The sequence below is a fragment of the Tsukamurella tyrosinosolvens genome (assembly GCF_900104775.1).
In the GTDB taxonomy this organism is placed as follows: Bacteria; Actinomycetota; Actinomycetes; order Mycobacteriales; family Mycobacteriaceae; genus Tsukamurella; species Tsukamurella tyrosinosolvens.
This window is the reverse complement of record NZ_FNSA01000003.1, coordinates 4,653,890-4,677,721: the sequence shown is the minus strand read 5'-3', so window position 1 is coordinate 4,677,721 and position 23,832 is coordinate 4,653,890. Positions and strand designations below refer to the sequence as shown.

At 70.4% G+C, this 23,832-nt stretch carries 25 protein-coding genes; 9 read left to right on the top strand and 16 right to left on the bottom strand.

Annotation, left to right across the window (positions count from 1 at the left end):
* Nucleotides 1–42: 42 nt before the first annotated feature.
* The 3 genes from BLW32_RS25185 to BLW32_RS25175 form a co-directional block, all read right to left on the bottom strand.
* Nucleotides 43–1,035 carry an ABC transporter substrate-binding protein gene (locus tag BLW32_RS25185; protein WP_068741284.1) on the bottom strand — a complete coding sequence of 331 codons (993 nt, stop codon included), beginning with the start codon at nucleotides 1,033–1,035 and terminating at the stop codon, nucleotides 43–45.
* 86 nt (nucleotides 1,036–1,121) lie between these two features.
* Nucleotides 1,122–1,376: a type II toxin-antitoxin system antitoxin gene (locus BLW32_RS25180; RefSeq protein WP_068741285.1), complete on the bottom strand. Its 255-nt coding sequence runs from the start codon at nucleotides 1,374–1,376 to the stop codon at nucleotides 1,122–1,124.
* Nucleotides 1,376–2,296, bottom strand: a complete 921-nt coding sequence (locus tag BLW32_RS25175; protein WP_068741286.1) for an SPFH domain-containing protein — start codon at nucleotides 2,294–2,296, stop codon at nucleotides 1,376–1,378. The genes BLW32_RS25180 and BLW32_RS25175 overlap by 1 nt, the downstream gene beginning before the upstream one ends.
* Before the next feature lie 275 nt (nucleotides 2,297–2,571).
* Here BLW32_RS25175 and BLW32_RS25170 point away from each other — a divergent pair, with 275 nt between their 5' ends.
* Both BLW32_RS25170 and BLW32_RS25165 read left to right on the top strand, forming a co-directional pair.
* A complete protein-coding gene (locus BLW32_RS25170; protein ID WP_068523054.1) occupies nucleotides 2,572–3,054 on the top strand; it encodes an SgcJ/EcaC family oxidoreductase in 483 nt (160 codons plus the stop codon).
* A gap of 157 nt (nucleotides 3,055–3,211) precedes the next feature.
* Nucleotides 3,212–3,952: a hypothetical protein gene (locus tag BLW32_RS25165; RefSeq protein WP_068741287.1), complete on the top strand. Its 741-nt coding sequence runs from the start codon at nucleotides 3,212–3,214 to the stop codon at nucleotides 3,950–3,952.
* A gap of 65 nt (nucleotides 3,953–4,017) precedes the next feature.
* Here the strand turns inward: BLW32_RS25165 and BLW32_RS25160 are convergent, their stop codons facing one another.
* The 5 genes from BLW32_RS25160 to BLW32_RS25140 are packed head-to-tail and all read right to left on the bottom strand — an operon-like array spanning nucleotide 4,018 to nucleotide 9,489.
* Nucleotides 4,018–4,644, bottom strand: coding sequence for a PaaI family thioesterase (locus BLW32_RS25160; RefSeq protein ID WP_068523052.1), 627 nt, complete (start codon nucleotides 4,642–4,644; stop codon nucleotides 4,018–4,020).
* Nucleotides 4,645–4,647: 3 nt separating this feature from the next.
* A complete protein-coding gene (locus BLW32_RS25155; RefSeq protein ID WP_068626494.1) occupies nucleotides 4,648–5,820 on the bottom strand; it encodes a lipid-transfer protein in 1,173 nt (390 codons plus the stop codon).
* Complete coding sequence (locus tag BLW32_RS25150) at nucleotides 5,817–6,233, bottom strand: MaoC family dehydratase (RefSeq protein WP_068523050.1); 417 nt, start codon at nucleotides 6,231–6,233, stop codon at nucleotides 5,817–5,819. Before BLW32_RS25150 ends, BLW32_RS25155 begins: the two co-directional genes overlap by 4 nt.
* Nucleotides 6,230–7,213 (bottom strand): bifunctional MaoC family dehydratase N-terminal/OB-fold nucleic acid binding domain-containing protein, encoded by a 984-nt coding sequence (locus BLW32_RS25145; protein WP_068741288.1) that lies wholly within the window; start codon nucleotides 7,211–7,213, stop codon nucleotides 6,230–6,232. Before BLW32_RS25145 ends, BLW32_RS25150 begins: the two co-directional genes overlap by 4 nt.
* A complete protein-coding gene (locus BLW32_RS25140; RefSeq protein WP_068741645.1) occupies nucleotides 7,210–9,489 on the bottom strand; it encodes an acyl-CoA dehydrogenase family protein in 2,280 nt (759 codons plus the stop codon). Before BLW32_RS25140 ends, BLW32_RS25145 begins: the two co-directional genes overlap by 4 nt.
* 99 nt (nucleotides 9,490–9,588) lie before the next feature.
* On the opposite strand from BLW32_RS25140, the gene BLW32_RS25135 reads away from it, so the two are divergent.
* Complete coding sequence (locus BLW32_RS25135) at nucleotides 9,589–10,455, top strand: TIGR03619 family F420-dependent LLM class oxidoreductase (protein WP_068523048.1); 867 nt, start codon at nucleotides 9,589–9,591, stop codon at nucleotides 10,453–10,455.
* Between the two features lie 8 nt (nucleotides 10,456–10,463).
* Nucleotides 10,464–10,874: a nuclear transport factor 2 family protein gene (locus tag BLW32_RS25130; RefSeq protein ID WP_068741289.1), complete on the top strand. Its 411-nt coding sequence runs from the start codon at nucleotides 10,464–10,466 to the stop codon at nucleotides 10,872–10,874.
* Nucleotides 10,875–11,034: 160 nt separating this feature from the next.
* Here BLW32_RS25130 and chsH3 read toward each other — a convergent pair whose 3' ends face one another.
* The 7 genes from chsH3 to BLW32_RS25095 all read right to left on the bottom strand — a co-directional run bounded on the left by chsH3 (nucleotide 11,035) and on the right by BLW32_RS25095 (nucleotide 18,573).
* Nucleotides 11,035–11,892: an enoyl-CoA hydratase ChsH3 gene (gene chsH3, locus BLW32_RS25125; protein WP_068741290.1), complete on the bottom strand. Its 858-nt coding sequence runs from the start codon at nucleotides 11,890–11,892 to the stop codon at nucleotides 11,035–11,037.
* A 35-nt stretch (nucleotides 11,893–11,927) separates the two neighbouring features.
* A complete protein-coding gene (locus BLW32_RS25120; RefSeq protein WP_068741291.1) occupies nucleotides 11,928–13,016 on the bottom strand; it encodes a ferredoxin--NADP reductase in 1,089 nt (362 codons plus the stop codon).
* Nucleotides 13,013–13,351: a hypothetical protein gene (locus BLW32_RS25115; protein WP_197467073.1), complete on the bottom strand. Its 339-nt coding sequence runs from the start codon at nucleotides 13,349–13,351 to the stop codon at nucleotides 13,013–13,015. The genes BLW32_RS25120 and BLW32_RS25115 overlap by 4 nt, the downstream gene beginning before the upstream one ends.
* Nucleotides 13,352–13,355: 4 nt before the next feature.
* The gene (locus BLW32_RS25110; RefSeq protein WP_068523044.1) at nucleotides 13,356–14,540 is read right to left on the bottom strand and encodes a 3-ketosteroid-9-alpha-monooxygenase, oxygenase component; all 1,185 of its coding nucleotides are present in this window, start codon (nucleotides 14,538–14,540) and stop codon (nucleotides 13,356–13,358) included.
* A complete protein-coding gene (gene kstD, locus BLW32_RS25105) occupies nucleotides 14,537–16,258 on the bottom strand; it encodes a 3-oxosteroid 1-dehydrogenase (protein WP_068741292.1) in 1,722 nt (573 codons plus the stop codon). The genes BLW32_RS25110 and kstD overlap by 4 nt, the downstream gene beginning before the upstream one ends.
* A gap of 172 nt (nucleotides 16,259–16,430) precedes the next feature.
* Nucleotides 16,431–16,859 carry a hypothetical protein gene (locus BLW32_RS25100; RefSeq protein ID WP_139286316.1) on the bottom strand — a complete coding sequence of 143 codons (429 nt, stop codon included), beginning with the start codon at nucleotides 16,857–16,859 and terminating at the stop codon, nucleotides 16,431–16,433.
* A 232-nt stretch (nucleotides 16,860–17,091) separates the two neighbouring features.
* Complete coding sequence (locus BLW32_RS25095; RefSeq protein WP_068741294.1) at nucleotides 17,092–18,573, bottom strand: FAD-dependent oxidoreductase; 1,482 nt, start codon at nucleotides 18,571–18,573, stop codon at nucleotides 17,092–17,094.
* A gap of 159 nt (nucleotides 18,574–18,732) precedes the next feature.
* Between BLW32_RS25095 and hsaA the strand changes: the two genes are divergently transcribed.
* From hsaA to BLW32_RS25070, 5 genes are all read left to right on the top strand, one after another.
* Nucleotides 18,733–19,908, top strand: coding sequence for a 3-hydroxy-9,10-secoandrosta-1,3,5(10)-triene-9,17-dione monooxygenase oxygenase subunit (gene hsaA / locus BLW32_RS25090; protein ID WP_068523040.1), 1,176 nt, complete (start codon nucleotides 18,733–18,735; stop codon nucleotides 19,906–19,908).
* A 2-nt stretch (nucleotides 19,909–19,910) separates the two neighbouring features.
* Nucleotides 19,911–20,780: a 4,5:9,10-diseco-3-hydroxy-5,9,17-trioxoandrosta-1(10),2-diene-4-oate hydrolase gene (gene hsaD / locus BLW32_RS25085; protein WP_068741295.1), complete on the top strand. Its 870-nt coding sequence runs from the start codon at nucleotides 19,911–19,913 to the stop codon at nucleotides 20,778–20,780.
* 17 nt (nucleotides 20,781–20,797) lie between these two features.
* Nucleotides 20,798–21,703, top strand: coding sequence for an iron-dependent extradiol dioxygenase HsaC (hsaC, locus tag BLW32_RS25080; RefSeq protein ID WP_068523038.1), 906 nt, complete (start codon nucleotides 20,798–20,800; stop codon nucleotides 21,701–21,703).
* A complete protein-coding gene (hsaB, locus tag BLW32_RS25075; protein ID WP_068741296.1) occupies nucleotides 21,703–22,263 on the top strand; it encodes a 3-hydroxy-9,10-secoandrosta-1,3,5(10)-triene-9,17-dione monooxygenase reductase subunit in 561 nt (186 codons plus the stop codon). Before hsaC ends, hsaB begins: the two co-directional genes overlap by 1 nt.
* 72 nt (nucleotides 22,264–22,335) lie before the next feature.
* Nucleotides 22,336–22,899 (top strand): peroxidase-related enzyme, encoded by a 564-nt coding sequence (locus BLW32_RS25070; RefSeq protein ID WP_068741297.1) that lies wholly within the window; start codon nucleotides 22,336–22,338, stop codon nucleotides 22,897–22,899.
* Between the two features lies 1 nt (nucleotide 22,900).
* On the opposite strand, the gene BLW32_RS25065 is transcribed toward BLW32_RS25070, so the two are convergent.
* Nucleotides 22,901–23,815, bottom strand: a complete 915-nt coding sequence (locus BLW32_RS25065) for an SAM-dependent methyltransferase (protein WP_068741298.1) — start codon at nucleotides 23,813–23,815, stop codon at nucleotides 22,901–22,903.
* Between the last annotated feature and the right edge of the window lie 17 nt (nucleotides 23,816–23,832).

Genomic DNA, 23,832 nt, shown 5'->3' with positions numbered 1-23,832 from the left:
GCCGGGGCGGGCCGCGTTCCCGCCCGCCCCGGCACCGTCGACCTACTTCCCCGAGATCCACGCCGGGATCACAGGACCGGGCACGTCGAAGGCCTTCGCGAGGTCCGCGAGGATGTGGTACGCGCCCTGCACGCTCACGGCGCTCATCCACTCGGCGTCCTTGACCTCCACGGTATTCGGCTCGAGCGGCGCCCACAGCGGGTTCTGCCGGTACGTGTTGAGCGAGTCGGTGCCCTTGTCGCCGTTGGTGGTCACGAAGATCTTCGTGCCGTCGGCGGCGGGGATGCGCTCGGCGCTGATCTCGGTCATGAACTCGTCGATGTTCTGCGACTCCGGCCGCGCGAGCCCGGCGTCCTGCAGCACGATGCCGGAGAAGGACTTCTTCGCGTAGAGGCGCGTGGGGCCGTCGAGGAAGCGGACCACGGAGATGGTGGTGTCGGGCCCGGACTTGGCCTTCACCGCGTCACCGACCTTCTTCGCCTGCGCCTCGTACTCGGCCAGGCGCTGCTCCGCGAGGGTCTCCTTGCCGAGGGCCTTCGCCAGCAGGCGGATGTTGTCCTTCCAGGTCGGGCCGGTGGTCTCGCTGAAGACGGTCGGCGCGATGCCGCTCAGCTGCGCGTACTCCTTGGCGTGCCGCACCTTGGCGCTCACGATGAGGTCGGGCTTGGTCGCGATGATCTTCTCCAGCGACGGCGCCGCCAGCTTGCCCACGCTCTGCGCCTCGGCGCCGTAGTTCGTCGCGGACGCCCCGAGGTAGTCGGGGAGCTTGCTCCCCAGGGTGTTGTACTCGGTGAACGCGACCACCTTGGTGTCGAGCATCAGGGTCGCATCGGTGAACGAGGCGTCCAGCGCGGCGACGCGCTGCGGCTGGCTCGGGATGGTCGTGCTGCCCATCGCGTGCTCGACGGTCCGCGGGAACGCGCCGCCGGCGGTGCTGCTGCTGGTCGTCGTGTCCGACGGTGCGCCGCTGCCGCACGCCGTGAGCGCGCCGATCGTGAGCGCGGCGAGCGTCACGCGCGCCAGGGAGAGCTTCATGGGTTCCGGGTTTCCTTCCTCCCCGCGGGCACCGCGGGGATCGCAAGGGAAGGTTACGCTGGCCTTACCGTCGGAGCCAACAGTGATTAGCGCTGGTCAGGGTTTGCAGGAGGCCGTCCAGGGCCCCGCATCGGCCGCGCCTTCTGCGGCATCCGGCCCGCGTCGTCGAGCGCCCGGCGCAGCAGGAACTCGATCTGCGCGTTGACGCTGCGCAGATCGTCCGCGGCCCATTTGGCGAGCGCCTGGTAGACGGCGGGATCGATCCGGAGCGGGACCGCCTTGCGGCCCCGCTCCGGTCGGTCGCCCGCGGCGGGGCGCTCGGGGGAGTCGGTCGAGCCCACTAGCTGTACAGGCTCCCCGTGTTCACGACGGGCGTGGTGCGGCTGTCGGAGCACAGCACCACCAGCAGGTTCGACACCATCGCCGCGCGCCGGTCGTCATCGAGCTCGACGGTGCCGTTGTCCTCGAGCCGGGTGAGGGCGTTCTCGACGATGCCGACCGCGCCCTCGACGATCTTCTCCCGCGCCGCGAGCAACGCGGAGGCCTGCTGCCGCTGCAGCATCGCCTGGGCGATCTCGGGGGCGTACGCCAGCGACGAGATGCGGGCCTCGAGGATCTCCAGGCCGGCCAGCTCGACCCGGGCGGCCACCTGCTCGGCCAGCTCCGCGGCCACCTGATCGGTGGACCCGCGCAGCGAGGTCGCGCCGGCGACGGCGTCGTCGGCGTCGTACGGGTGGCTCGTGGTCACGTGCCGCAGTGCCGATTCCGCCTGAGAGATGATGAATTCCTCGTAGTCCTCCACGGCGAAGGTGGCCCGCGCGGTGTCCGCGACCTGCCACACGATGATCGACGCGATGTTGACCGGGTTGCCGGTCGAGTCGTTGACCTTGAGCTCGGCGGTCTCGAAGTTGTGCACGCGCACCGAGACCCGCTGCCGGGTGGTCAGGGGCAGCACGAGGCCGAGGCCCTGGGTGCGGACGGTGCCGACGTACCGGCCGAAGAGCTGCACCACGAGGGTGTGCCCGGGCGCGACGATCACGACCATGCTGACGAGCAATAGTGCCGCGATACCGAGTAGCACGCTCAGCACGATCAGGGCCGGCGTCTTCGCCGCGATCGAGAGCACCACGAGGCCGACGGCCCCGGCGACGAGCACGAGGAAGCCGAAGAACGCGCCCACCGCGGCGCCGGCCCCGGCGTGCCACGCCGCTCGCTCCGTGATCGCCACCTGGGTGTCCTCGGGTTGAACGATGCCTGTCATCACCCCTCCTTATTCTGATATCACTTAACTAAGTGATATCAGTTTTCCGTTCGCGACGTCAAGGACGCGTCAGGGTCCCGTCAACACCTCTTCCGGGCGGCGCGGGCCGGTCATAGCGTTCCGGTCCATGACCTTCCTGCTGATCGTGACGGGTGTGCTGCTGCTTCTGCGCCTGGTCAACGAGCTGTACTACCGTCACGCCGATCGCCTTCCGATCGAATCGCTCTGAACCGAACGCTTGACCTCAACCGGGGTTGATAAGCGAGCCTGGAGGCATGGCTGACGACCTCTCGCGGGAGCCCATCCGCGACCTTCCGGACATCCTCGGCGACGGCGCACCCGGTGACGCCGCGGCGATCGTGGACTTCGTCGTCGAGGTGCTCGAGGCGCAGCGCGCCGGCAGCGTTCCGCGCGTGCGCTCGCTGTTCCGCGACGACGCGGTGTGGACCACGGCGCACGGCCGCCGGCTGCACGGTCGCTCCGCGATCGACGCCTTCCTCGCGCGCACCGTGAGCGGCTCGATGGCGCGCGGCGCCGCCGACTACGTCGTGGAGCGGGTCCTGTTCATCCGCCCGGATGTGGCCGCAGTGAGCGTCCGGGTGCGGCCCCTCGGGCCCGACGGTGCGCCGCACCCCGCGGTCCCCGACGCGGCGCCGTTGTACGTCCTGTCCAAGGACGACGGTGCCTGGCGCATCGCCGCCGCGCAGTCCACCGCCGTCTTCGACGATCCCGCGGTGCAGCACCGGCGGGCCGGGTAGCCTTCGGTCGTCCTCCGGCGGTGACGCGCCGCTCGCGCAATCGCGCGATCGGGTCCCGCGAAAAATGGAACGTGTTACAGTTCTGCCCACGAGACCGTGAGCGTCGAGTTGTCCTGCCTGGGCTTTTCCGACGGCGCTGCGGGAGAGGGGTAGCACCATGGCGACATCACAGCCCGAGACCGACGACGTGACGGCCGAGGCGGTCGACGAGCCCGACACGGGCGCGAGCGGGTCCGAGGCGGCAGGATCCGAGGCGTCCGAGACCACGGCGAAGATCACCACCGCGAAGGCGTCCAGGCCCGCGCCGAAGGCCGCGAAGCCCCGGCCGGCGGAGGAGGCCGACGAGGCCGCGCCCGGCGGCATCGTCGTCACGCCGCTCATGCTGGCCCTCTCGGCCGTCGTCGTGCTCCTCGCGGTGGCCGCCACCGCCTTCGGCTTCCTCTGGCAGTCGGCCGCGTCCGACCGCGACGACGCCCGCGATCAACTGGCCGCCGTCACGGAGACGCAGGAGACGAACGCCCGCGCCGAGGACATCGCGAAGAAGTACGCGATCGGCGCCGCCACCATCGACTATCAGAACCTGGCCGGGTGGCGCACGGCGCTCACCGCGGGCACGACGGACGAGCTCGCGAACCAGCTGCGCGAGGCGTCCACGCAGTTCGAGCAGGTCGTCGTGCCGCTGCAGTGGCAGTCCACCGCGACGCCGCTCGGCACCATCGTCGCGTCCAACAAGGACGGCCTGATCACGCTCAACGTCTTCGTGAACATGGTCACCAAGAGCACGCAGCGCCCCGAGGGCATCCCGTCAACGGCCACCTACACGCTGACGATCGACACCAAGCAGGACTGGAAGATCAGCGACGTGCGCGGCATGGACGCCGCTCTGTCCGGCAAGTAGCGGCTCCACGGGAAACGGCGCGGACCTGCGGGTCCGCGCCGTTTCGTCGTATCAGGGGCCGCTGGTCAGGGCTGGCCGGGCAGGAGCTGCACCATGAGGCCCTCGCCGTCGGCGAGGAGAGTGCCGTCCTCCTCGGTGAGGCGCGCGGTGATGAACGTCTTCCGTCCGTCCACGCGGTCGACCTTGCCCTCGATGACGAGCGGCACGTCCAGCGGTGTCACCTTGCGGTAGTTGACGTGCAGGTACGCGGTGCGGCTGATGGGCCGCTTCGCCGCGTAGACCACGTTGCCGAAGTTGTCGTCGAAGATCAGGGGCAGCACGCCGCCGTGCGCGACCCCGCCGCCGCCCAGGTGGTAGCGCCGCAGCACGCCGCGGGCGACGACGGACTCCTCGTCGAACTTCTCCACGCGGAAGGGCGGCATCAGCAGGCTGCCGCGACCGGGCAGCGACATGCTGCGGTTCGCGGGCCCCTTGCCCTCGCGCGCGGCGTGGGGCGCCAGCAGTTCGACGAGCTCGGCGGCCCGGTCGCGGGCCGCGGCGTACACCTCGTCGGGGGCGTCGACGCTGACCGCGAGGTCCTGCAGCCGCCGCATGTTCTCGACGAACTCGCCGAACGCGGGCGGCGGTGTGGCCTCCCTGAAGCGCGGGATCTCGCTCCGCAGGTCCACCTTGTCCGCATCCGACTCGCTCATCCGTCAGACCTTACTCAGTACCAAACCGCTGGTCGGAACCCCGGTCCCGGCGGTGACCACGGCGCGCGCGGCGCCCGCGATCTGGTTGGCCGCCGTGCCGCGCAGCTGGCGCACCGCCTCGGCGATGCCGTTCATCCCGTGGATGTACGCCTCGCCCAGTTGCCCGCCGTGCGGGTTGAGGGGGAGGGCCCCGTCGAGCTCGCAGGTCCCGGCCGCCAGGTACGACGGTGCCTCGCCCCGCCCGCAGAAGCCCAGCTCCTCGAGCTGCATGAGCACGTACGGGGTGAAGTGGTCGTAGAGCACGGCCAGGTCCATGTCCGACGGTGCCATCCCCGCCTGCGCCCACAGCTGCCCGCCGACGACGCCCATCTCGGGCAGCCCGGTGAGGCCGTCGCGGTAGTAGCTGGTCATCACGTACTGGTCGGGGCCGCTGCCCTGCGCCGCGGCGGCGATCACCGCGGGGGTCTGCTTCAGGTCGCGGGCGCGCTCGGCGCTCGTGATCACCAGCGCCACACCGCCGTCCGATTCCTGGCAGCAGTCCAGTAGGTGCAGCGGTTCGGCGACGAACCGCGACGCCTGATGCTCCTCCAGTGTGATCGGCTTGCCGTAGAACCAGGCCTGCGGGTTGGTCGCGGCCCGCGCCCGGTCGAGCACGGCGACGCGGCCGAAGTCCTCGCTCGTGGCGCCGAAGTCGTGCATGTAGCGGCGCGCGGCCATGGCGACGGTGGCCGCCGGCGTGGCGATCCCGGCGGGGTAGTGGAAGGCGTTGTCGATGCCGTTCGTGTTCACCTGCTGCGCGGCGGCGTTGGAGACCTGGCCGAACCGGTGCCCGGACCGCTCGTTGAAGGCGCGGTAGGCCACCACCACGTCGGCGACGCCGGTCGCGACCGCCATCGCCGCCTGCTGCACCGTCGCGGCGGCTGCGCCGCCGCCGAAGTTGATGCGGCTGAAGAACTTCAGCTCGGGGATCTGCAACTCGCGGGCCACAGCGATCTCGGAGTTGGTGTCCATCGTGAAGGTCACCAACCCGTCGACGTCCTGCGGCGTGAGCCCGGCGTCGTCGAGCGCCGCGCGGACGCACTCGACGGCCAGGCGCAGCTCGCTGCGACCGGAGTCCTTCGAGAACTCGGTGGCGCCGATCCCGGCGATCGCGGCCCTGCCGCTCAGCCCGCTCATGCCGGCAACACCACGGTCGCGGTGCCCGAGATGTGGTCGCCCAGGCTGTCCTTCGCGGTCACGGCGATGGTGACGGCGGCACCGTCGACCGCGGTGACGGAGCCCGCGAAGTGCAGAGTGTCGCCCGCGTAGCAGGGCGCGCCGAGCCGGATGGAGATGTTCCGCACGAAGGCCTCCGGGCCCGCCCAGTCGGTCACGTACTTCTGGACCAGGCCGTTGTCGGTGAGGATGTTGACGAAGATGTCCTTGCTTCCGCGCGCGTGCGCCGCGTCGCGGTCGTGGTGCACGTCCTGGAAGTCGCGGGTCGCGATGGCGGTGGTCGCCACGAAGGTGGTGCTCGCGTGGATCGTCATGGGCGGCAACGCGGTGCCGACGGCGACCGCGCCAGCGCGCAGGGTGGTGGGGTACGTCATCGTGCCTCCCAAGCGGGCAGGGTGAGGTCGTCGTCAACGCGGAGGAACACACTCTGCACGGGCATGCCGATCTCGACACCCGCGGGGTCCACGTCGATGAGTTCGCCGAGTACGCGCACGCCCTCATCGAGTTCCACGAGTGCCACCACGAAGGGCAGGCGCTTGCCGGGGACCTTGGGGTGGTGATGCACCACGAAGCTGAAGACGGTGCCGGTGCCGGGGGAGACCGCGTAGTCGGGGACGAGCCCCAGGTCGCCCCCGGGGTCCATCGGCCCCGGCGGGTGCCGGAGCGTCTCCCCCCAGCGCTGGATCCGCAGCTCCCCGAGCTTGGCGCCCTCCCAGTAGAAGGCGGTGTCGCGCGACATCACCGGCCGCAGGACGCCTCCCGCGTAGGCGGGGGCGTCGACGATGCGGCCGCTCGGCCCGGCGTCGGGCACGGTGGCCTCAGGCGCATCGGCCGACGGCGGGCGGAACTTGAGGATGCGGAAGACCATCTCGGCCACCACCTCGTCGCCCACGCGCCACAGCGTGCGCGTCGTGAAGAACCAGCCCTCGCCGAGCCCGGTCTTCTTGGGGCCCACGACGTCCTCGAGTCGTGACGATGCGGTGATCTCCTCGCCGGGCCGCACGTGCCGGTGGTAGGTCTGATCCGAGTTGGTCGCGACGACCGAGGTGAAGCCGAGATCGTCCAGCGCTTCGGTCATGAGGCCCAGCGGGTCGTCGCCGGCGCGCTCCCCGTGCAGGCCGCGCATCGACCACACCTGCGCCATCGCGGGCGGCGCGACGGGCCCGCCGAACACCGACTGCTCCGCGAACGCCGGGTCCGCGTACAGCGGGTTGGTGTCGCCGATGGCCTCGGTCCAGTTGTTGATCATCGGCTGGTTCACCGGGTCCCGGCCGGCGCGCGGCGCGGAATCGCCGAGCGCGCGGATCCGTTCCGCCGCGGCGAGCACGGCCGCGGTCGTGTCCGGGGCGGTCATCGCGGCACCCGCGGCAGCTGCAGGCCCATGAGGGCGATGAGCTCGCGCTGGATCTCGTTGACGCCGCCGCCGAAGGTCAGCACCAGGTGCCGCTTGGCCTGCACGTCGAGCCAGTGCAGCAGCTCCGCCGTGGCCGGCTCGGCCGGATCGCCGTGCGTCCCGACGGTCTCCTCGAGGAGGGCGGTGAGGCCCTGGATCCGGTCGGACCCGAAGACCTTGGTGGCCGAGGCGTCCGCGACGTCGACGGGCCCGCCCGCCTCCGCGGCCGCGACCTGCCAGTTGAGCAGCTCGTTGATGAGCTCGGCCGCCCGCACCCGGGCGAGCGCCTCGGCGACATCGGGCTCGCCGAGCAGCTCCTGCTCGTGCGCCCAGGCGTCGACGCGGTCGTACAGCGCGCCGATCCGGCCCGACGGTCCGAGCATGACCCGCTCGTGGTTGAGCTGGGTGGTGATGAGCTTCCAGCCCTCGTTCTCCACCCCGACGAGCATGTCGACCGGTACCCGGACGTCGTTGTAGTAGGTGGCGTTCACGTGGTGCGCGCCGTCGGCCGTGATGATCGGCGTCCAGCTGTAGCCGGGGTCCTTGGTGTCGAGGATGAGGATCGAGATGCCCTTGTGCTTGGGCGCATCGGGATCGGTGCGGACGGCCATCCACACGTAGTCGGCGTCGTGGCCGCCGGTGGTGAAGATCTTCTGGCCGTTCACCACGTAGTGGTCGCCGTCGCGGACCGCGGTGGTGCGCAGCGAGGCGAGGTCGGTGCCCGCCTCGGGTTCGGTGTAACCGATCGCGAAGTGCACCTCGCCCGAGAGGATCTTCGGCAGGAACTTCGCCTTCTGCTCCTCGGTGCCGAAGGCCTGCAGCGTCGGCCCGACGGTCTGCAGCGTGACCGAGGGCAGCTGCACATCGGCGCGGGCCGCCTCGTTGACGAACAGGTACTGCTCGATCGGGCCGAAGCCCTTGCCGCCGAACTCGGTGGGCCAGCCGACGCCGAGCCGGTCGTCGCGGCCCATGCGCAGCACCACGTCCCGGAACACGTCGCCGTGCCGTTGCACCAGCATCGCGGTGCGCTCCTCCGGCGTCATCAGGGTCGAGAAGTAGTCGCGCAGTTCGGCCTGCAGAGCGCGCTGCGCGGTGGTCAGCGCGAGGAACCGGCCCGACTCGTCCGCGCTCGTCGCGTCGTCGCGGTGCGCGGTCGCCAGAGCCCGCACCGTCTGCGGGACGCCGCCCACGAACCGGGTGAGGTCCTTGATCGCCGAGTAGAACCGGTGCAGCGGGTACGTGGCGTCCACGCCGATGCCGCCGTGCAGGTGGTGGCAGGTCCGCACGGCCGACGGTGCCTCCGCGGCCAGCCAGTGCGCCGCGAGCGCGGTGGCCTCCTCGGCCGGCGAGCCGGTGCCGATCCGCCAGGCGGCCGAGGCCGCCGCCAGATGCAGTGTGCGGGAGGCGATGTAGACGTCGGCGACCTGCTGCGCCACGGCCTGGAAGGCCCCCAGGGGGCGCCCGAACTGCTCGCGCTTGCGCAGGTGGTCGACGGTCAGGGCGAGGGCGCCGGCGAGCGCACCGTCGGCGACGGCGGCCGCGCCGGCCAGCCCGCACTCCCGCACGAACTGCGCGACGGTCCCGTCGGTCGACCCGCCCAGCACGGCCTCCGCCGGTACCTCGACGCCCGCGAGGTCGACGGTGCCCTCCGGCGCGCCCGTCGACGTGGGGCTGGGCGCGACGCTGACGCCGGGCGCGGACGCGGGCACCACGAAGACGGCGGCGCCGTCGTCCGTGGCGGCGCTGACCAGCAGGTGCGCGGCGTGCTGCGCGTAGCCCACGGCGACCTTCCGACCGGTCAGCGCCCAGCCGCTGGCCGTCCGCACCGCACGGGTCGACGGGGCCGCGGGCACGGCGGCCCCGGCCTCGCCCAGCGCACCCACGATGAGCTCGTCCCCGGTCAGGGCCGCGGGCAGGAGTCGCTCGCGCTGCTCGGCGGTGCCGTGCGCGGCGACGGGCAGGACGCCCAGCGCGAGGGCGGGCAGCACCGGCGCGGCGATCGCGAGCCGGCCGGCCTCGGTGAGCACCGCGGCCACCTCCTCGGCACCGAGCCCGGCGCCGCCGAGGCTCTCGGGCGCCGGGAGGCCGAGGAGGTCGGCCCGAGCGAGGTCCGCCCAGGTCGTGCGCCAGGCGTCCCCGGTGTCGGCGCCTCCGCTCTCGCGCGCGGCGGCGTGCCCGAGCACGTCGGCCGCGAGGCCGGCGACGGCCACCTGGTTCTCGTCCGGACGGAAGTCCACGCGCACTCCTGATCTCGATACCGCGTACAAACGGTGAAACGTGTTCTATTTTTAGCAAGTGGAGTGAACGCTCGCAAGCAGTTCGACGAAAGGGTGACCATGCGATTCACGTACGCCGAGGCGATGACGGATCCGTCGTACTACGTCCCGCTCGCGCAGGCGGCGGAGGAGGCCGGCTACCACAGTATGTGCGTCGCCGACAGCATCGCGTATCCCGAGGTCTCCGATTCGACGTACCCGTACACGCCCGATGGGAGCCGGGAGTTCCTCGACGGCAAGGAGTTCGTCGAGACCTTCGTGCTGGCGTCGGCCCTCGCCGCGTCCACGAAGACCCTCCGTTTCACGCCCTTCGTCCTGAAGCTGCCGATCCGCCCGCCGGTGCTGGTCGCGAAACAGGCGGCGTCGCTGGCCTCCCTGAGCGGGAACCGCTTCTCGCTCGGGGTGGGCATCAGCCCGTGGCCCGAGGACTTCGAGATCATGGGCGTGCCCTTCGCGCGCCGCGGCAAGCGGATGGACGAGTGCATCGAGATCATCAAGGGCCTGTCGACGGGTGAGTACTTCGAGTACCACGGCGAGTTCTTCGACATCCCGTCGATCAAGATCTCCCCCGTGCCCACGGAGCCGCTACCGATCCTGGTCGGCGGCCATGCGGACGCGGCGCTGCGCCGCGCGGTGCGGCTGTGCGACGGCTGGATGCACGCCGGCGGCGACGGCGAGGAGCTCGACCGGATGCTCGCGCGGATCGACGAACTGCGCGCCGAGCACGACAAGAAGGAGTTCGAGATCCACGTGATCTCGCTGGACGCCTACACCGTGGATGGCATCAAGCGACTCGAGGACAAGGGCGTCACCGACGTGATCGTCGGCTTCCGGCTGCCGTACCAGGTGGGGCCCGACACCGAGCCGCTCCAGCCGAAGATCGACCACCTGCGCCGCTACGCCGATTCCGTCATCAGCAAGTTCTAGGAGGGCTCATGAAGGACGATCACCCCGCAGTCCTGGCCGGCCGCGCCTCGCAGGCCGCGGCGAGCGGCCGCCGCAAGGAGGAGTGGCTCGACCTGTTCGCCGCCGACGGCGTGGTCGAGGACCCCGTCGGCCCCTCCGGCTTCGACCCCGAGGGCAAGGGGCACCACGGTCGCGAGGAGATCGCGGCCTTCTACGACAAGACCATCGGCGTCGCGGAGTCGCTGGAGTTCCTCTTCGGCGACGGCTTCGCCTGCGGCAACGAGGTGGCGTTCACCGGCCTCATCCGCACCGTCATCGGCGGACACGTCATCGACGCCGAGGGCGTCTTCACTTACAAGGTCGATGACGCGGGGAAGATCGTGGCGCTCCGCGCCTTCTGGGAGGTCGACCGCGCCATGGCCACCGCCCGCCCTGTCTGAACGCCCGGCCCTCGGTCTGTGAATCCACGGCTCAGCTCGACAGGAGGCCGGATCTGGCCGTCTGTTCACCTCAGCCGTGGATTCACGGAGCCGGTCATGACACAGCACGAACCGATCGGGGGACTGCGATCCGGCATCGCCGTGGGGCGCTACAGCCGGCTCAGCGCGCGGTGAACACCGCGTCCGCGAGCACCGGAGCGGCGCGCTCGACAGACTCCGCGGTCACCAGGTGACGATCGCCGTCGCGCCAGATCCGCACGCGCAGTGTCTCGCCGGGCAGCATGATCCCCGCGAACTTGGCCGACCACGAGCCCACCGCGGAGGCGTCGCCGTCCAGCACGGCATCGGTCACGGCCTTGGCGACGATCCCGTAGGTGCACAGCCCGTGCAGGATCGGCGCGTCGAAGCCTGCGGCCCGGGCGAACGCGGGATCCGAGTGCAGCGGGTTGCGGTCGCCGCACAGCCGATACAGCAAGGCCTGCTGGGGCAGCGTCGGCACGTCGATGGTCACGTCGGCGTCCCGCGCGGGCAGCTCGATCTTCTCCGACGGTCCGCGCTCGCCGCCGAAACCGCCTTCGCCGCGGGCGAAGATGGACGACCGCGCGGTCCACAGCGGCTCTCCGGCCCCGTCGACCACCTCGGTCTCCTGCCAGATGACGGCGGCCTTGCCCTTGTCGTGCACGTCGCTGATCCTGGTGCGGGCCACAGCGGTTCCGGAGGTGGGCAGCGGCCGGTGCGCGGTGACGGACTGGCTGCCGTGCACGACCTTGGCGAGGTCGATCTCGACGCCGGGGAACGAGACCTTCGGCGGCTCGGTGGCGTGGAAGTTCTGCGCCACGGTGGCGAAGGTCGGCAGCACGACGGTGTCCTGCTCCGTGGCGTAGCGCAGCTCGCGGGCCGACAGCGGGTCGGCGCCGGCGCCCAGCGCCAGTTGGTAGAGCAGCACGTCCGAGGAACTCCAGGAGAACTCGGCGGTGCCGAGCTCGGCACCGATCGCGACCGACGGGTCGATGGGCATGGGACTCCCTCAGCAGTGGGCCGTCGTGGGACGGACTATTCGTAGGTGATGTGCACGGCCTGCGTTCGGCGCATCGACTGGCAGGCCAGGATGAGGCCGTCGTCGAGGTCCTCCTGGTCGAGCACCTCGTTGTGGGCGAGCTCGACCTTCCCCTCGACGAGGCGGCAGGCGCAGGCGCTGCACGCGCCCTCGCGGCACGAGTAGGGCGCGTCGAGGCCTGCTTCGAGCATCACGTCCAGCAGCTTATTCTCGGCGGGCCAGGCGAGCTCGGTCGTCGTCCCGTCCAGCTCGACGGTGACGGTGCCCCCGTCGTCCGCGGGAGCGGGGGTATCGGCGGTGGGCTCGGGGAGGTCCTCCGCCTCGGCGATCGCGGCCTTCTCCTCCGCCTCCTCCTGCGCGGCCTCCACCTCGAAGGGGTTGCGCGGCAGGGAGCGGAACTTCTCGATGTGCACCTCGCGCCGACCCTTGCCGAGCGAGGTCATGGCTTCGGAGACCGCGTCCATGAACGGACCGGGGCCGCAGACGAAGACCTCGCGGGAGGCGTAGGGCGCGGCGAGCGCGGCGAGGTTCGCTGCGCTGGGCAGGCCCTGCACCGATTCGAGCCAGTGCACCACGACGAGGCGCTCCGGGTACGTCCGGGTCAGCTCGGCGAGCGCGGAGGCGAAGATGACCGACTGCGCATCGCGGTTGGCGTAGATCAGCGCGACGGACCCGGTGCCAGTCTCCAGCACCGAGCGCAGGATCGAGAGGATCGGCGTGACGCCGCTGCCGCCCGCGAAGAGCAGCATGTCGACGTCCACCGACTTCGGCGTGAAGATGCCCGCGGGCACCAGCACGTCGACCTCCATGCCGGGGGTGGCGTTGTCGCACAGCCAGTTCGAGGCGTAGCCATCGGCGGTGCGCTTGACCGCGACGCGCAGCGGGCCGCCGTCGTGGGGCGCGCTGCACAGCGAGTAGCACCGGGCCACCGACCCGGTCTGATCGCTCGGCACGCGCAGCGTCAGGAACTGGCCCGGCTTGTAGGTGAACTTCGCCGCCAGGTCATCGGGCACCTCGAATTCGATGGAGTGCGCGTCGTGCGTCTCCGCGACCACCTTGGCGACGAGTAGTCGGTGGATGCTCACTTCTTCTGCTTCTCCTGGTCGGTGTCCGGCGGGGCGACGTCCGTCTGGACGGGTACCTCGCCGAGTTTGGCGGCGCGCGTGATCGATTCCATCAGCCGCGGGCAGGTGGCGCGCAGGGCGGACCCGGCGCCGTCGGTGGCGAAGACCTCGCACTCGCGCGCGGAGCCGCACCACTGGATCGAGGTGTGCTCCCGGCTGTTCTTGCGGACCTGCACCGCGACGCCGCAGGTGCCGCAGTTCAGCGGGGTGAAACCGTCGGTGAGGAAGCCCTCCCGATCGGACACCGTCGACGGCAGCGTGACCGGTTCGCCGAACATCGTCACCGTGGGGGACATGGGGTCAGGCCTTCGCCGTCTCGTCGGAGGACGCCTGAGCGGAGGCCTTCTCGGACTCCTGGCGCGCGATGTTCTGTGCGACCTCGGCCTCCCACGCCTCGACGGCGTGGGTGGTGTCGATCTCGAACTCGAAGCGCTGGGTCATGTCCTCGGAGACCTCGGCCGCGTCGACGTAGAACTGCTCGTACCAGCGGCGCAGCTGGTAGACGGGGCCGTCCTCCTCGCAGAGGAGGGGATTGTCGATGCGGGTCTTGTTCTTCCAGATCTCCACGTCCTGCAGGAAACCCAGGCCCACGTTCTTGGCGAACTTGCCGGCGAGGTAGTCGGACTTCTCGTCGTCGAACCCGGGCAACTTCTTGACCTTGACGCCGTACATGAGCTTGAACGAGTGCTGATCGATCGGGTAGTGGCAGTTGATCAGGATGTTCTCGATCTGGAAGCCCTTGTAGTCGTTGTGCAGGTAGTTGATCATGTACGACGGCCCGAAGTAGTGCGCCTCGGACTTGAGCAGCACGTCGTCGCCGCCGGAGAGCCCGATGTCGGTGACGTCGTTGCGGCCCTTGGTATCCAGGTACTGCGAGGCGATGTGCCCGTCGAAGACGTTCTTGAAATACGTGGGCAGGCCGTAGTGGATGTAGAAGAAGTGCGGCATGTCGACCACGTTGTCGACGATCTCGCGGCAGTTGCTGCCCTCGATGATGATCTCGTTCCACACCCAGTTGGACCACTCGGGTCCGTCGACGTCCCCGTCGATCTTCGGGATGTCCAGTTCCGCAGGCGGCTTGGAGTTCTCGACGTCGTGCCAGATGAAGAGCTGATCGTTCTCGATCATGGTGGGCCAGGTGCGGGTCCGGGCCCGCAGCGGCACGCGCTTGGCGTACGGGATGGCCTTGCACTTGCCGTCGCCGCCCCAGCGCCAGTCGTGGAACGGGCAGGCGATCTCGTTGCCCTTGACGGTGCCCTGCGTCAGGTCACCGCCCATGTGCCGGCAGTAGCCGTCGAGGACGTTGACCTTCCCGTCCTCGCCCGCGAACACCACGAGCTTGGTGCCGAAGGCCTCGACGGAGTGGGGCTTCCCGTCGGCGAAGTCCTTCAGCAGGCCGATGCAGTGCCAGCCGCGGGCGTACCGGGTCGGCGCGGTGCCGCTGTCGATGAGGCGGGCTGTCGCCTCGGTGGTGGTGCTGCTCATGCGATCTCCTCTTCCGCGCGGGCGGGGGCTGCCGCCGCGGGGGCTGATTCCTTACCGGCCATGTCCTCGACCGCGAGGTAGGCGAACACCATGGCGGGCCCGATGGTGGCGCCGGGGCCCGCGTAGGTGTGGCCCATGACGGGCGAGCTGGTGTTCCCGGCGGCGTACAGGCCGTCGATGACGGTGTCGTCGGCGCGCCGGACCCGGCCCGCGACATCGGTGCGCAGGCCGCCCTTCGTGCCGAGATCGCCGGGGACCATACGTGCAGCGTAGAACGGTCCGGTGGTCAATTCCGCGAGACTGGGATTCGGCTTGTTCCGCGGATCGCCGTAGTAGTGGTCGTAGGCGCTCTCGCCGCGGTGGAAGTCCTCGTCGCGTCCCGCGCGGGCGAAACCGTTGAACCGCTCGACGGTGCCGGTCAGGGCGTCGGCCGGGACGCTCATCTTCTCCGCCAGCTCGGCCAGGCTGTTCGCGCGCACCAGGTTGCCGGACTCGTACCAGCGCTTGGGCAACGGCTGGCGCGGCGGCTGGCCGGCGAACATGTACCGGTTGCGGTAGCGCTGGTCGAAGACCAGCCAGCACGGCACGTTCTCGCCGGGGCCCTCGCCCTGGCCGTTCTCGCCGCCGTACATGGCGTGCACGGCCTCGACGTAGGGCGCGGACTCGTTGACGAAGCGCTCACCCGCGGTGTTCACCATGACGCTGCCGGGGAGCGAGCGCTCGGACAGCGCGAACCAGGCCATCTTGGGCAGCTGGATGGACGGGCCCCACCAGGCGTCGTCCATGAACTCGAGTGCGCCGCCCACGGCCGCGCCGGCGCGGATCGCGTCGCCGGTGTTGGCGGGCACCCCGTTGGTCCACTCGATGCCGATGGGCTGGCGCTGGTACTGCGCGCGCATCTCCGCGCTCGACTCGAAGCCGCCGGCCGCGAGGATCACGCCGCGCCGGGCGGTGAGCCGCAGCTCGGTGCCGTCCCGCTCGACGGTGACGCCGGTGACCCTGCCTCCCTCCTCGGTGAGTCCGACGAGCGAGGTGTTCAGCCACAGCGGGACGTTCGCGCGCTGAAGGCCGACGCGGAGCGCGGCGATGAGCGCCTGGCCGCGGCCCAGCAGGTGCTTGCCCCGAGCCTTCGCCGCGTAGAAGCGGCCGCCGACGCGCAGCGCGCGCACGATCCCCTTCGGGTGCCGCATGATCAGGTTGAGCCACTTGAAGTCGGCCTGCGTGACCACCAGGTTCATGGGGGCCTTGGTGTAGTCGGGCTCGAGGTTCTTCAGCTCGTCGCCCAACTGGTTGCCGTCGAAGGGCTTCGGCTCGCAGGAGCGTCCGTGCGCCCGGCCGCCCGGCGCCTCGGGGTAGTAGTCGGAGTACCCCGGCACCCAGGTCAGCTCCAGCGGGCTCATCCGGTGCACCATCGAGATGACCTCGGGGCCGCGGTCGATGTAGGTGTCGATCCGCTCCGCCGGCACCACGTCGCCGATGATGGCGTGCAGGTACTTGCGCGCCTCGTCGGGGGTGTCCTGGATGCCCGCCTTGACGAGCGACTCGTTGCCGGGCACCCAGACGCCGCCGCCCGAGCGGGCCGTGGACCCGCCGTAGTGCGCCGCCTTCTCCACGACCAGGACGCTGAGCCCGGTGTCCGCCGCCTTGAGCGCAGCGGTCATGCCCGCTGCGCCGCTCCCCACCACGATCACGTCGTATTCGGTGGTCTCCGCCGTCATCGACTCTCCTCGCTGATGAAACAAGTTCTCTAGCCTCACCTGCGCCGATGGGCAGCAGGTACGCGCTACAACTGCAGCATAGACTAGAACAGGTTCCACTTGCCAGGGTTCGGCGGTGATCGGGCCACGGCGCCGTGCGTGCGCCGTCGCCCAGGGGGCGAGCTTCAGGTGCTCAGCAGGGGAGGGTGATCCGCTCGTACGTGCCCGTGCTGGGGCGGAAGACCCACTTCGGCTGCGGTGTGCACCGCCGTGTGGCCGGCGCGGTGGTCGTGACCCGTGGTGCGGTCCGGACGGGCGCCGTCGTGGTGGGTTCGGGCGGTGCGACGGTGGTCGTCGGCACGGGCGCCGCGCTCGTCGAGGGCGTGCCACTCGCGGTGGCGGAGGTCGACGGTGCCGTCGTGGACGGGGTGATGCTGCTCGGGACGACCTCGGTCGACGGGATCGAACCCGACGGTGCCACGACGGGGCGGGGGTCGGTCGACGGGCCGCTGCACATGCTCACGGTGACGGCTATCGCGGCGACGCAGAGCGCGGTGGCCGCGGCGATGGCGAGCACGCGGCCGGTGAAGCCGCCGATGCGCGCGGAACTCGAGGAATTCACCCGGTGGGTCATCCCGCGCACCCGCTCCGGTCGGTCGCGGGCGCGGCGGACGCTGTCGCAGTCATGCCCTTCATCTTCGCAGTCCGCTCTCCTTTTCGGGAGAACCGGTACCACCACGAGTGTGATTGGCGCACAGCGAATTCGATGCCGTGTCCGTGGTCCGCGGAAGCGGATCTGCGGATTCGTTCGTGATCGCGACAACGGCCAGGTGAGAGCGCGCCGAAGCAGTGAGTTACTGCAAATCCAACGACTGTTCGGTTGCGGCGGACACGCCGGCGCGTCGGCCGAAGAAGCTCCCGTCGCCGAGGCTGGTCCCGCTGGCGTAGCCGCCCGCGCACACGCCCGAGGTGCACCGGCCGGCGGCGAACAGGCCGGGGATCGGTGCACCGTCGACGTGCAGCACCCGGGAGTCGGCGTCCGTGCGCAACCCGCCGAGGGTGAACCCGGCGGTGAAGCCCCGCATGTCCCAGGCCGCGACGGGGCCGTCGAGCGGACGCACCCACTGCGGCTTCTTGTGCAGCAGGGGATCGGCGCCGTCGGCGGCGTGCCGGTTGTACGTGTCGACGGTGCCCGTCAGCGCCCCGGCCGGCAGGCCCATGTCGGATTCGAGCTCCGCCACGGTCTCTGCCGCCCAGGTCGGCGGCTGCCGGAAGTACGGCGTCGAGGTCTCGGTGGCGAGCGCCTCCTCGTGCGCCTCCATGTCCATGACGAGGTAGGCGGCGTTGTCCTGCTGGATGAGCACGGCCTGGCCGATCCGTCCGCCGTAGGTGTCCTCGGCGATGAACCGCTGGCCACGGCCGTTGACCAGGATCCCGCGGGCCATCATCTGCGGGTCGCCGAAGAAGGCGACCTCCGTCGCATCCATGTGGGCCAGGGCCGCGCCCACGGCCTGCGCCATGAGGATCCCGGCCCCGTCGTGCTCCTCGATGGCGGCGGCCGGCCGGCCGAGCAGCCGCGGCGCGTAGGTCTCGATCATCGCGGCGTTGTAGGCGAAGCTGCCGGTCGCGAGGACCACGCCCCGTCGGGCCCGCACGTGGACGTCCTGGCCGAACCGCCGGGCGACGACGCCCTCGACGCGCCCGTCCGGACCGGTCACCAGGGCGTGTGCGCGGATGTCGTACTCGGCGCGGACCCCGAGCGCCTCCGCAGTCTCGACCAGCGGTTTCATCAGCATGTACCCGGCGCCGCGCACGCCGGTCCGCTTGTCGGCCATCTGCGGGACGTGCCCGCGCGGCGCCGGCGTCGCGACGGTGTTGAAGGGGGCGGCGTTCTCGCCGCCGGAGTAGCCGAGGCCCTCGTCGTGCGGCACCTCCCACCCCGGCTCGCCCCAGAACTCCTCCTTGAAGACCACGCCGCAGCCGGTCAGCCAGTCGTAGTGCTCCGTGCTGCCGTGGGCGTACGCGTGGATCTTCGCCGCGTCGACGCCCGGGCCGAGCGCGGCGGTCAGGAAGGTCTCCATGTTCTCCGCGGTGTCCTCGAAGCCCAGCGCGCGCTGAAGCGGTGTGCCGCCGCCGAGGTAGATCCATCCGCCGGAGAGGGCGGCCGCGCCGCCCCACCCGCCGGTGCGGTCGAGGACCAGGACGTCGGCGCCCGCGCGGGCGGCCTCGATCGCGGCGCACACCCCCGCGATGCCGTAGCCGGCGATCACCACGTCCGCCTCGAAGTCCCAGGTGGAGACGGTGGCGGACGGGACGGGGCGGCGGCTCTCGGGCATGGCTCTCCTCGGGCGGTCTCGAAACCGGTTACATCAGCAAGATAGGTCGATCCGAACCTTTGATGTAGCGTTTCGCGTCAGAAAATGAGAACGTGTTCTAGTATCGATCCAGCGGCGGGCTTCGGGGTTCGCCAGAGGGTCTTCAGGAGGCGAGGAAAGATGAGCGATCAGAGCGTCGACACGGTGCTGGCTGAGGTGGCGGAGCTACTGCCCACACTCCGGGACCGGGCGCAGGAGACCGAGGACGCGCGCCGGATCCCGGCCGAGTCCATCAAGGCGCTGCAGCAGAGCGGCTTCTTCCGCCTGCTGCAGCCCAAGCGCTACGGCGGCTTCGAGGCCGACCCGGTGGCGTTCTACACCGCCGTCAAGATGCTGGCCGGCGCCTGCGGCTCCACCGGGTGGGTCTCCTCGATCCTCGGCATCCACCCGTGGAACGTCGCGCTGTTCGACGACCGCGCGCAGCAGGAGGTGTGGGGCGAGGACCAGGACACGCTGATCTCCTCGTCGTACGCCCCGATGGGCAAGTCGGAGATCGTCGAGGGCGGCTACCGTCTGTCGGGCAAGTGGAGCTTCTCCTCCGGCTGCGACCACGGCACCTGGGCACTGCTCGGCGGGCCCGCCTTCAAGGACGGCAAGCCGGTCGACTTCCTGACCTACCTCGTGCCGATCAGCGACTACACGATCAACGACGTGTGGCGCACCGTCGGCCTGCGCGGCACCGGCAGCAATGACATCGTGGTCGACGACGTCTTCGTCCCGGAGCACCGCGCGCTCAGCTTCCAGCTGGTGAGCAAGTGCAAGGGCCCCGGCCAGGAGGTCAACACCAGCCCGCTCTACAAGCTGCCCTTCGGCTCGGTGCACCCGTCCACGATCACCGCCCCGATCATCGGGATGGCGCAGGGCGCGTACGACGCCCACGTGGAGCACCAGCGCAAGCGCGTCCGCGCCGCCTACGCGGGCGAGTCCGCGAAGGAGGACCCGTTCGCCATGGTCCGCGTCGCCGAGGCCGGTAGCGAGATCGACGCGGCCTGGCTCCAGCTCATCTCCAACATCAACGAGGAGTACGCGCTGGTCAAGGCCGGCGAGAAGATCCCGTTCAACCTGCGCCTCAAGGTCCGTCGCGACCAGGTGCGCGGCACCGAGCGCGCGATCTTCGCCGTGGACCGCATGTTCGAGAACTCGGGCGGTCGTGCGCTGGCCGAGGGCACGCCGATCCAGCGGTTCTGGCGGGACGCCCATGCGGGCCGCGTGCACGCCGCGAACGATCCCGAGCGCGCCTACAAGATGTTCGGCACCGGCGAGTTCGGCCTGCCCGTGATGGACGGGATGGTCTAGCCGTGACCGACCTCGACGTGGACATCCTCAAGGAGGGGAAGTTCGCCACCACTGCCGCGGGTCTCACGCTGCACTATCACGAGGCCGGCGAGGAGAACCGCGCCAACGGCACCGTCGTGCTGCTGCACGGCAGCGGCCCCGGCGTCTCCTCGTGGAGCAACTTCGGGCGCAACATCCCGGTGCTGGCGCAGCGCTTCCGCGTGCTCGCCGTCGACCAGCCGGGCTTCGGCCGGTCCGACAAGCCGACCGAGCACCCGCAGTACTTCGTGCACAGCGCTACCGCGCTCGCCGGACTGCTCGACACGCTCGGCATCACCGAACGCGTGCACCTGGTGGGCAATTCGCTCGGCGGCGGCACGTCGGTGCGGTTCGCCCTCGACTTCCCGGAGCGCGCGGGCCGGCTCGTGCTCATGGGCCCCGGCGGCCTCAGCGTGAACACCTTCGCGCCGGACCCCACGGAGGGCCTGCGCACGCTGCAGAAGTTCTACGCCGCACCCAGCAAGGAGCGGCTCGAGGACTTCCTGCGGATCATGGTCTTCGACCAGAAGATGATCACCCCCGAGCTCGTCGAGGAGCGCTTCGAGCTCGCGCTCGATCCCGAGGCGATCGCCGCGTTCAAGGCCATGGGCAAGTCCTTCGCCTCCGCGGACTACGAGAAGGGCATGCTCTGGCGCGACGCCTACAAGCTGCGCCAGCCCGTGCTCATGATCTGGGGGCGGGAGGACCGGGTCAATCCGCTCGACGGTGCCCTCCTCGCGCTCAAGCAGATCCCGCGCGCGCAGCTGCACGTCTTCGGGCAGTGCGGCCACTGGGCGCAGTTGGAGAAGTTCGACGAGTTCAACCGTCTCACCGCCGATTTCCTCGCCGGCTGACAAGGAGAAGTAGGTACATGGCGATCAAGGCGCTCGGGTACATGCGCATCGAGGCCACCGACATGGCGGCCTGGCGCGAGTACGGGCTGAAGGTGCTCGGAATGATGGAGGGCACGGGCAACGACCCCGATTCCCTCTACCTGCGCATGGACGATTTCGCGGCCCGCCTGGTGATCGTGCCCGGGGAGAAGGACCGGCTCCTGGTCTCCGGCTGGGAGGTCACGGACGCCCTCGGGCTGCAGGAGCTCCGCGACACCCTCACCGCCGCGGGCGTCGCCTTCGACGAGGGCACCAAGGACGAGAAGGCCGAGCGCCGGGTCGAGGGCCTGATCCGCTTCCAGGACCCGGCCGGCAACACGCTCGAGGCCTTCCACGGCGCGCAGTACCTCGGCCGCCGTTTCGTCAGCCCGTACGGCCACAGGTTCGTGACCGGCGAGCAGGGCCTCGGGCACGTCGTGCTCACGTGCACGGACGACGCTGCCGCGCAGGAGTTCTACCAGGGCGTGCTCGGCTTCCGGCTCCGCGACTCGATGCGCCTGCCCCCGCAGATGGTGGGGCGTCCCGCGGACGGCGACCCAGCGTGGCTGCGCTTCTACGGCTGCAACCCGCGCCACCACGCGCTCGCCTTCCTGCCGCTGCCGAACCCGACGGGGATCGTGCACCTCATGGTCGAGGTGGAGAACTCCGACGACGTCGGCCTCGCCCTCGACCGCGCGAACCGCAAGAAGGTCAAGATGTCCGCCACCCTCGGCCGGCACATCAACGACAAGATGCTGTCCTTCTACATGAAGACGCCGGGCGGCTTCGACATCGAATTCGGCTGCGAAGGGCTGGAAGTCGAGAACGACGACTGGATCGCGCGGGAGTCGACCGCGGTCAGCCTCTGGGGCCACGACTTCTCCATCGGCTTCAAGGAGCAGTGATGACCGCCCCCGTGATCGAACCGCTGGACTACCGCACCGCGATGGGACACTTCTGCACCGGCGTCACGGTGATCACCGCCGCCGACGAGGAGGGCCCGGTCGGCTTCGCCTGCCAGTCCTTCTCGGCGCTGTCGCTCGATCCGCCGCTGGTCCTGTTCTGTCCCATGAAGACCTCGGGCGCGTGGCGCACCATCGAGCGCACCGGCCGGTTCGCCGTCAACGTGCTCGGCGAGGGGCAGCAGGACGTCAGCTCGGTTTTCGGCTCCCGGCACCCGGACAAGTTCGGGGCGGTCGCGTGGAAGCCCTCCCGCAGCGGTTCGCCGCTGCTCGACGGTGCGCTCAGCTGGATCGACTGCGCTGTCGAGGCGGTGCACGACGGCGGCGACCACCACATCGTCATCGGACGGGTGCTCGAGCTCAGCGCGCCGAATGCGGGACGGCCGCTGCTCTTCTACAAGGGCCGGTACACGCAGACGGTGACCGATCCCGGCGAGGCGATCCCGCGCGCCCTGTCACTGGACTCGTTCCTCACCTGGCCCGTCGGCGACGACTGGATCTGACCCGAACCCGCCGTGGCGCAGTGCCCTTCCTGGTAATCAGGAAGGGCACTGGCGTTCGTACGAGGAGATGACATGACGGAGCGGATCACCGCGCTCGACCTGCCCGCGGGCGAGCTGAGCGAGGGCACGCGGAAGTACTTCGAGGTCTGCCGCGAGAAGCTCGGCATGGTGCCGAACGTCCTGCAGTCGCTGACATTCGACGAGGCCAAACTGCGCGCCTTCAGCGACACCTACAACGACCTCATGCTCGGCGACTCGGGGCTCAGCAAGCTGGAACGCGAGATGATCGCCGTGGTGGTCTCGTCGGTGAACAAGTGCTTCTACTGCCTCACTGCGCACGGCGCCGCCGTGCGGGAACTGTCCGGTGACCCCGTGCTCGGCGAGATGCTGGTGATGAACTTCCGCGCCGCGGAGCTCCCGCCGAAGCAGCGGGCCATGCTCGAGTTCGCGGAGAAGCTCACGGAGGCACCGTCGAAGATCGACGAGCCCGACCGGCAGCGGCTCCGCGACGCCGGGTTCACCGACCGGGACGTCTACGACATCGCCAACACCGCGGCCTTCTTCAACATGACCAACCGGCTCGCCTCGGCGATCGACATGCGGCCCAACCCGGAGTACCACTCCGCCGCACGGTGACTCAGCCGGCGGGCAGCGCCGCGGTGAAGTAGCCGATCGTGTCGGCCATGAGCGACGCATCCGCGGGGACGGTGTCCTGCACGCCGTAGCTGCGGCCCAGTTCCACCGGGTTCCCCGCCCGGGTGACCGTCCACCCCTGCGCGGTGAGGAATTCGGCCGGATCGGAACGGTCCTCGTCGGCGACGAACAGCGAGGTCACGTCGAAGTCGCCGAGGGGATTCCCCTTCTGCGAGTACTTCGCCGTGATCGCGCGGAAGCCGTCGAGGTCGAGCGGTCCGTTCTGGCCCTCCACAGCAACCCGGCTCCCCGGCGCGGAGAGTTCGACGATCCGCTCGAAGAGCAGTACCTGCGCTGCGGCGGGCAGATAGGGGAGCAGGCCCTCGACCAGCCACGTCGTGGGCGCGGCATCGTCGAATCCGGACGACCGCAACGCGGCAGGCCAGTCGTCGCGCAGGTCGACGGGGACGTGCCGCAGGCCCGCCACGGGTGTCGCGCCGCGCGCCGCGAGCGTCTCCTCCTTGAACGCCAGGACCTCCGGCTGGTCGAGCTCGTACACCACGGTGCCGGCGGGCAGGTCGAGGCGGTACGCGCGGGAATCGAGCCCGGCCGCGAGGATGACGATCTGCCGCGCACCCGCGGTGACGGCGCCGCGGACGAAGTCGTCGAAGAACCGCGTGCGCACGCCGAGGTGGCGGGTCGCGGCCATGGGATTGCCGGCGCCGTCGCCGGCGTCGGCCAGCGCGATGGCGCGGGGATCGCCCGCCGCCTCGAGGAAGACCCGCGCGAACGGGTCGTGGGCGAGCGCGTCGGGACGTTCGTTCTCCACGGCCCGCGCCGCGGCGACCAGCAGGGCGGTGAAGCCCACACTGGTCGTGATCGTCCAGGTATCGCCGTCCGTGCGCGTGCTGTCCGTCATCCGCGTTCCCTTCACAA

Bases quoted from the DNA above. Each gene is read 5' to 3' on its own strand.
- BLW32_RS25185 (WP_068741284.1), bottom strand. From the start codon at position 1,035: ATGAAGCTCTCCCTGGCGCGCGTGACGCTCGCCGCGCTCACGATCGGC.
- BLW32_RS25175 (WP_068741286.1), bottom strand. From the start codon at position 2,296: ATGACAGGCATCGTTCAACCCGAGGACACCCAGGTGGCGATCACGGAG.
- BLW32_RS25170 (WP_068523054.1), top strand. From the start codon at position 2,572: ATGGCTGACGACCTCTCGCGGGAGCCCATCCGCGACCTTCCGGACATC.
- BLW32_RS25165 (WP_068741287.1), top strand. From the start codon at position 3,212: ATGGCGACATCACAGCCCGAGACCGACGACGTGACGGCCGAGGCGGTC.
- BLW32_RS25160 (WP_068523052.1), bottom strand. From the start codon at position 4,644: ATGAGCGAGTCGGATGCGGACAAGGTGGACCTGCGGAGCGAGATCCCG.
- BLW32_RS25155 (WP_068626494.1), bottom strand. From the start codon at position 5,820: ATGAGCGGGCTGAGCGGCAGGGCCGCGATCGCCGGGATCGGCGCCACC.
- BLW32_RS25150 (WP_068523050.1), bottom strand. From the start codon at position 6,233: ATGACGTACCCCACCACCCTGCGCGCTGGCGCGGTCGCCGTCGGCACC.
- BLW32_RS25145 (WP_068741288.1), bottom strand. From the start codon at position 7,213: ATGACCGCCCCGGACACGACCGCGGCCGTGCTCGCCGCGGCGGAACGG.
- BLW32_RS25135 (WP_068523048.1), top strand. From the start codon at position 9,589: ATGCGATTCACGTACGCCGAGGCGATGACGGATCCGTCGTACTACGTC.
- BLW32_RS25130 (WP_068741289.1), top strand. From the start codon at position 10,464: ATGAAGGACGATCACCCCGCAGTCCTGGCCGGCCGCGCCTCGCAGGCC.
- chsH3 (WP_068741290.1), bottom strand. From the start codon at position 11,892: ATGCCCATCGACCCGTCGGTCGCGATCGGTGCCGAGCTCGGCACCGCC.
- BLW32_RS25115 (WP_197467073.1), bottom strand. From the start codon at position 13,351: ATGTCCCCCACGGTGACGATGTTCGGCGAACCGGTCACGCTGCCGTCG.
- BLW32_RS25110 (WP_068523044.1), bottom strand. From the start codon at position 14,540: ATGAGCAGCACCACCACCGAGGCGACAGCCCGCCTCATCGACAGCGGC.
- kstD (WP_068741292.1), bottom strand. From the start codon at position 16,258: ATGACGGCGGAGACCACCGAATACGACGTGATCGTGGTGGGGAGCGGC.
- BLW32_RS25095 (WP_068741294.1), bottom strand. From the start codon at position 18,573: ATGCCCGAGAGCCGCCGCCCCGTCCCGTCCGCCACCGTCTCCACCTGG.
- hsaA (WP_068523040.1), top strand. From the start codon at position 18,733: ATGAGCGATCAGAGCGTCGACACGGTGCTGGCTGAGGTGGCGGAGCTA.
- hsaC (WP_068523038.1), top strand. From the start codon at position 20,798: ATGGCGATCAAGGCGCTCGGGTACATGCGCATCGAGGCCACCGACATG.
- hsaB (WP_068741296.1), top strand. From the start codon at position 21,703: ATGACCGCCCCCGTGATCGAACCGCTGGACTACCGCACCGCGATGGGA.
- BLW32_RS25070 (WP_068741297.1), top strand. From the start codon at position 22,336: ATGACGGAGCGGATCACCGCGCTCGACCTGCCCGCGGGCGAGCTGAGC.
- BLW32_RS25065 (WP_068741298.1), bottom strand. From the start codon at position 23,815: ATGACGGACAGCACGCGCACGGACGGCGATACCTGGACGATCACGACC.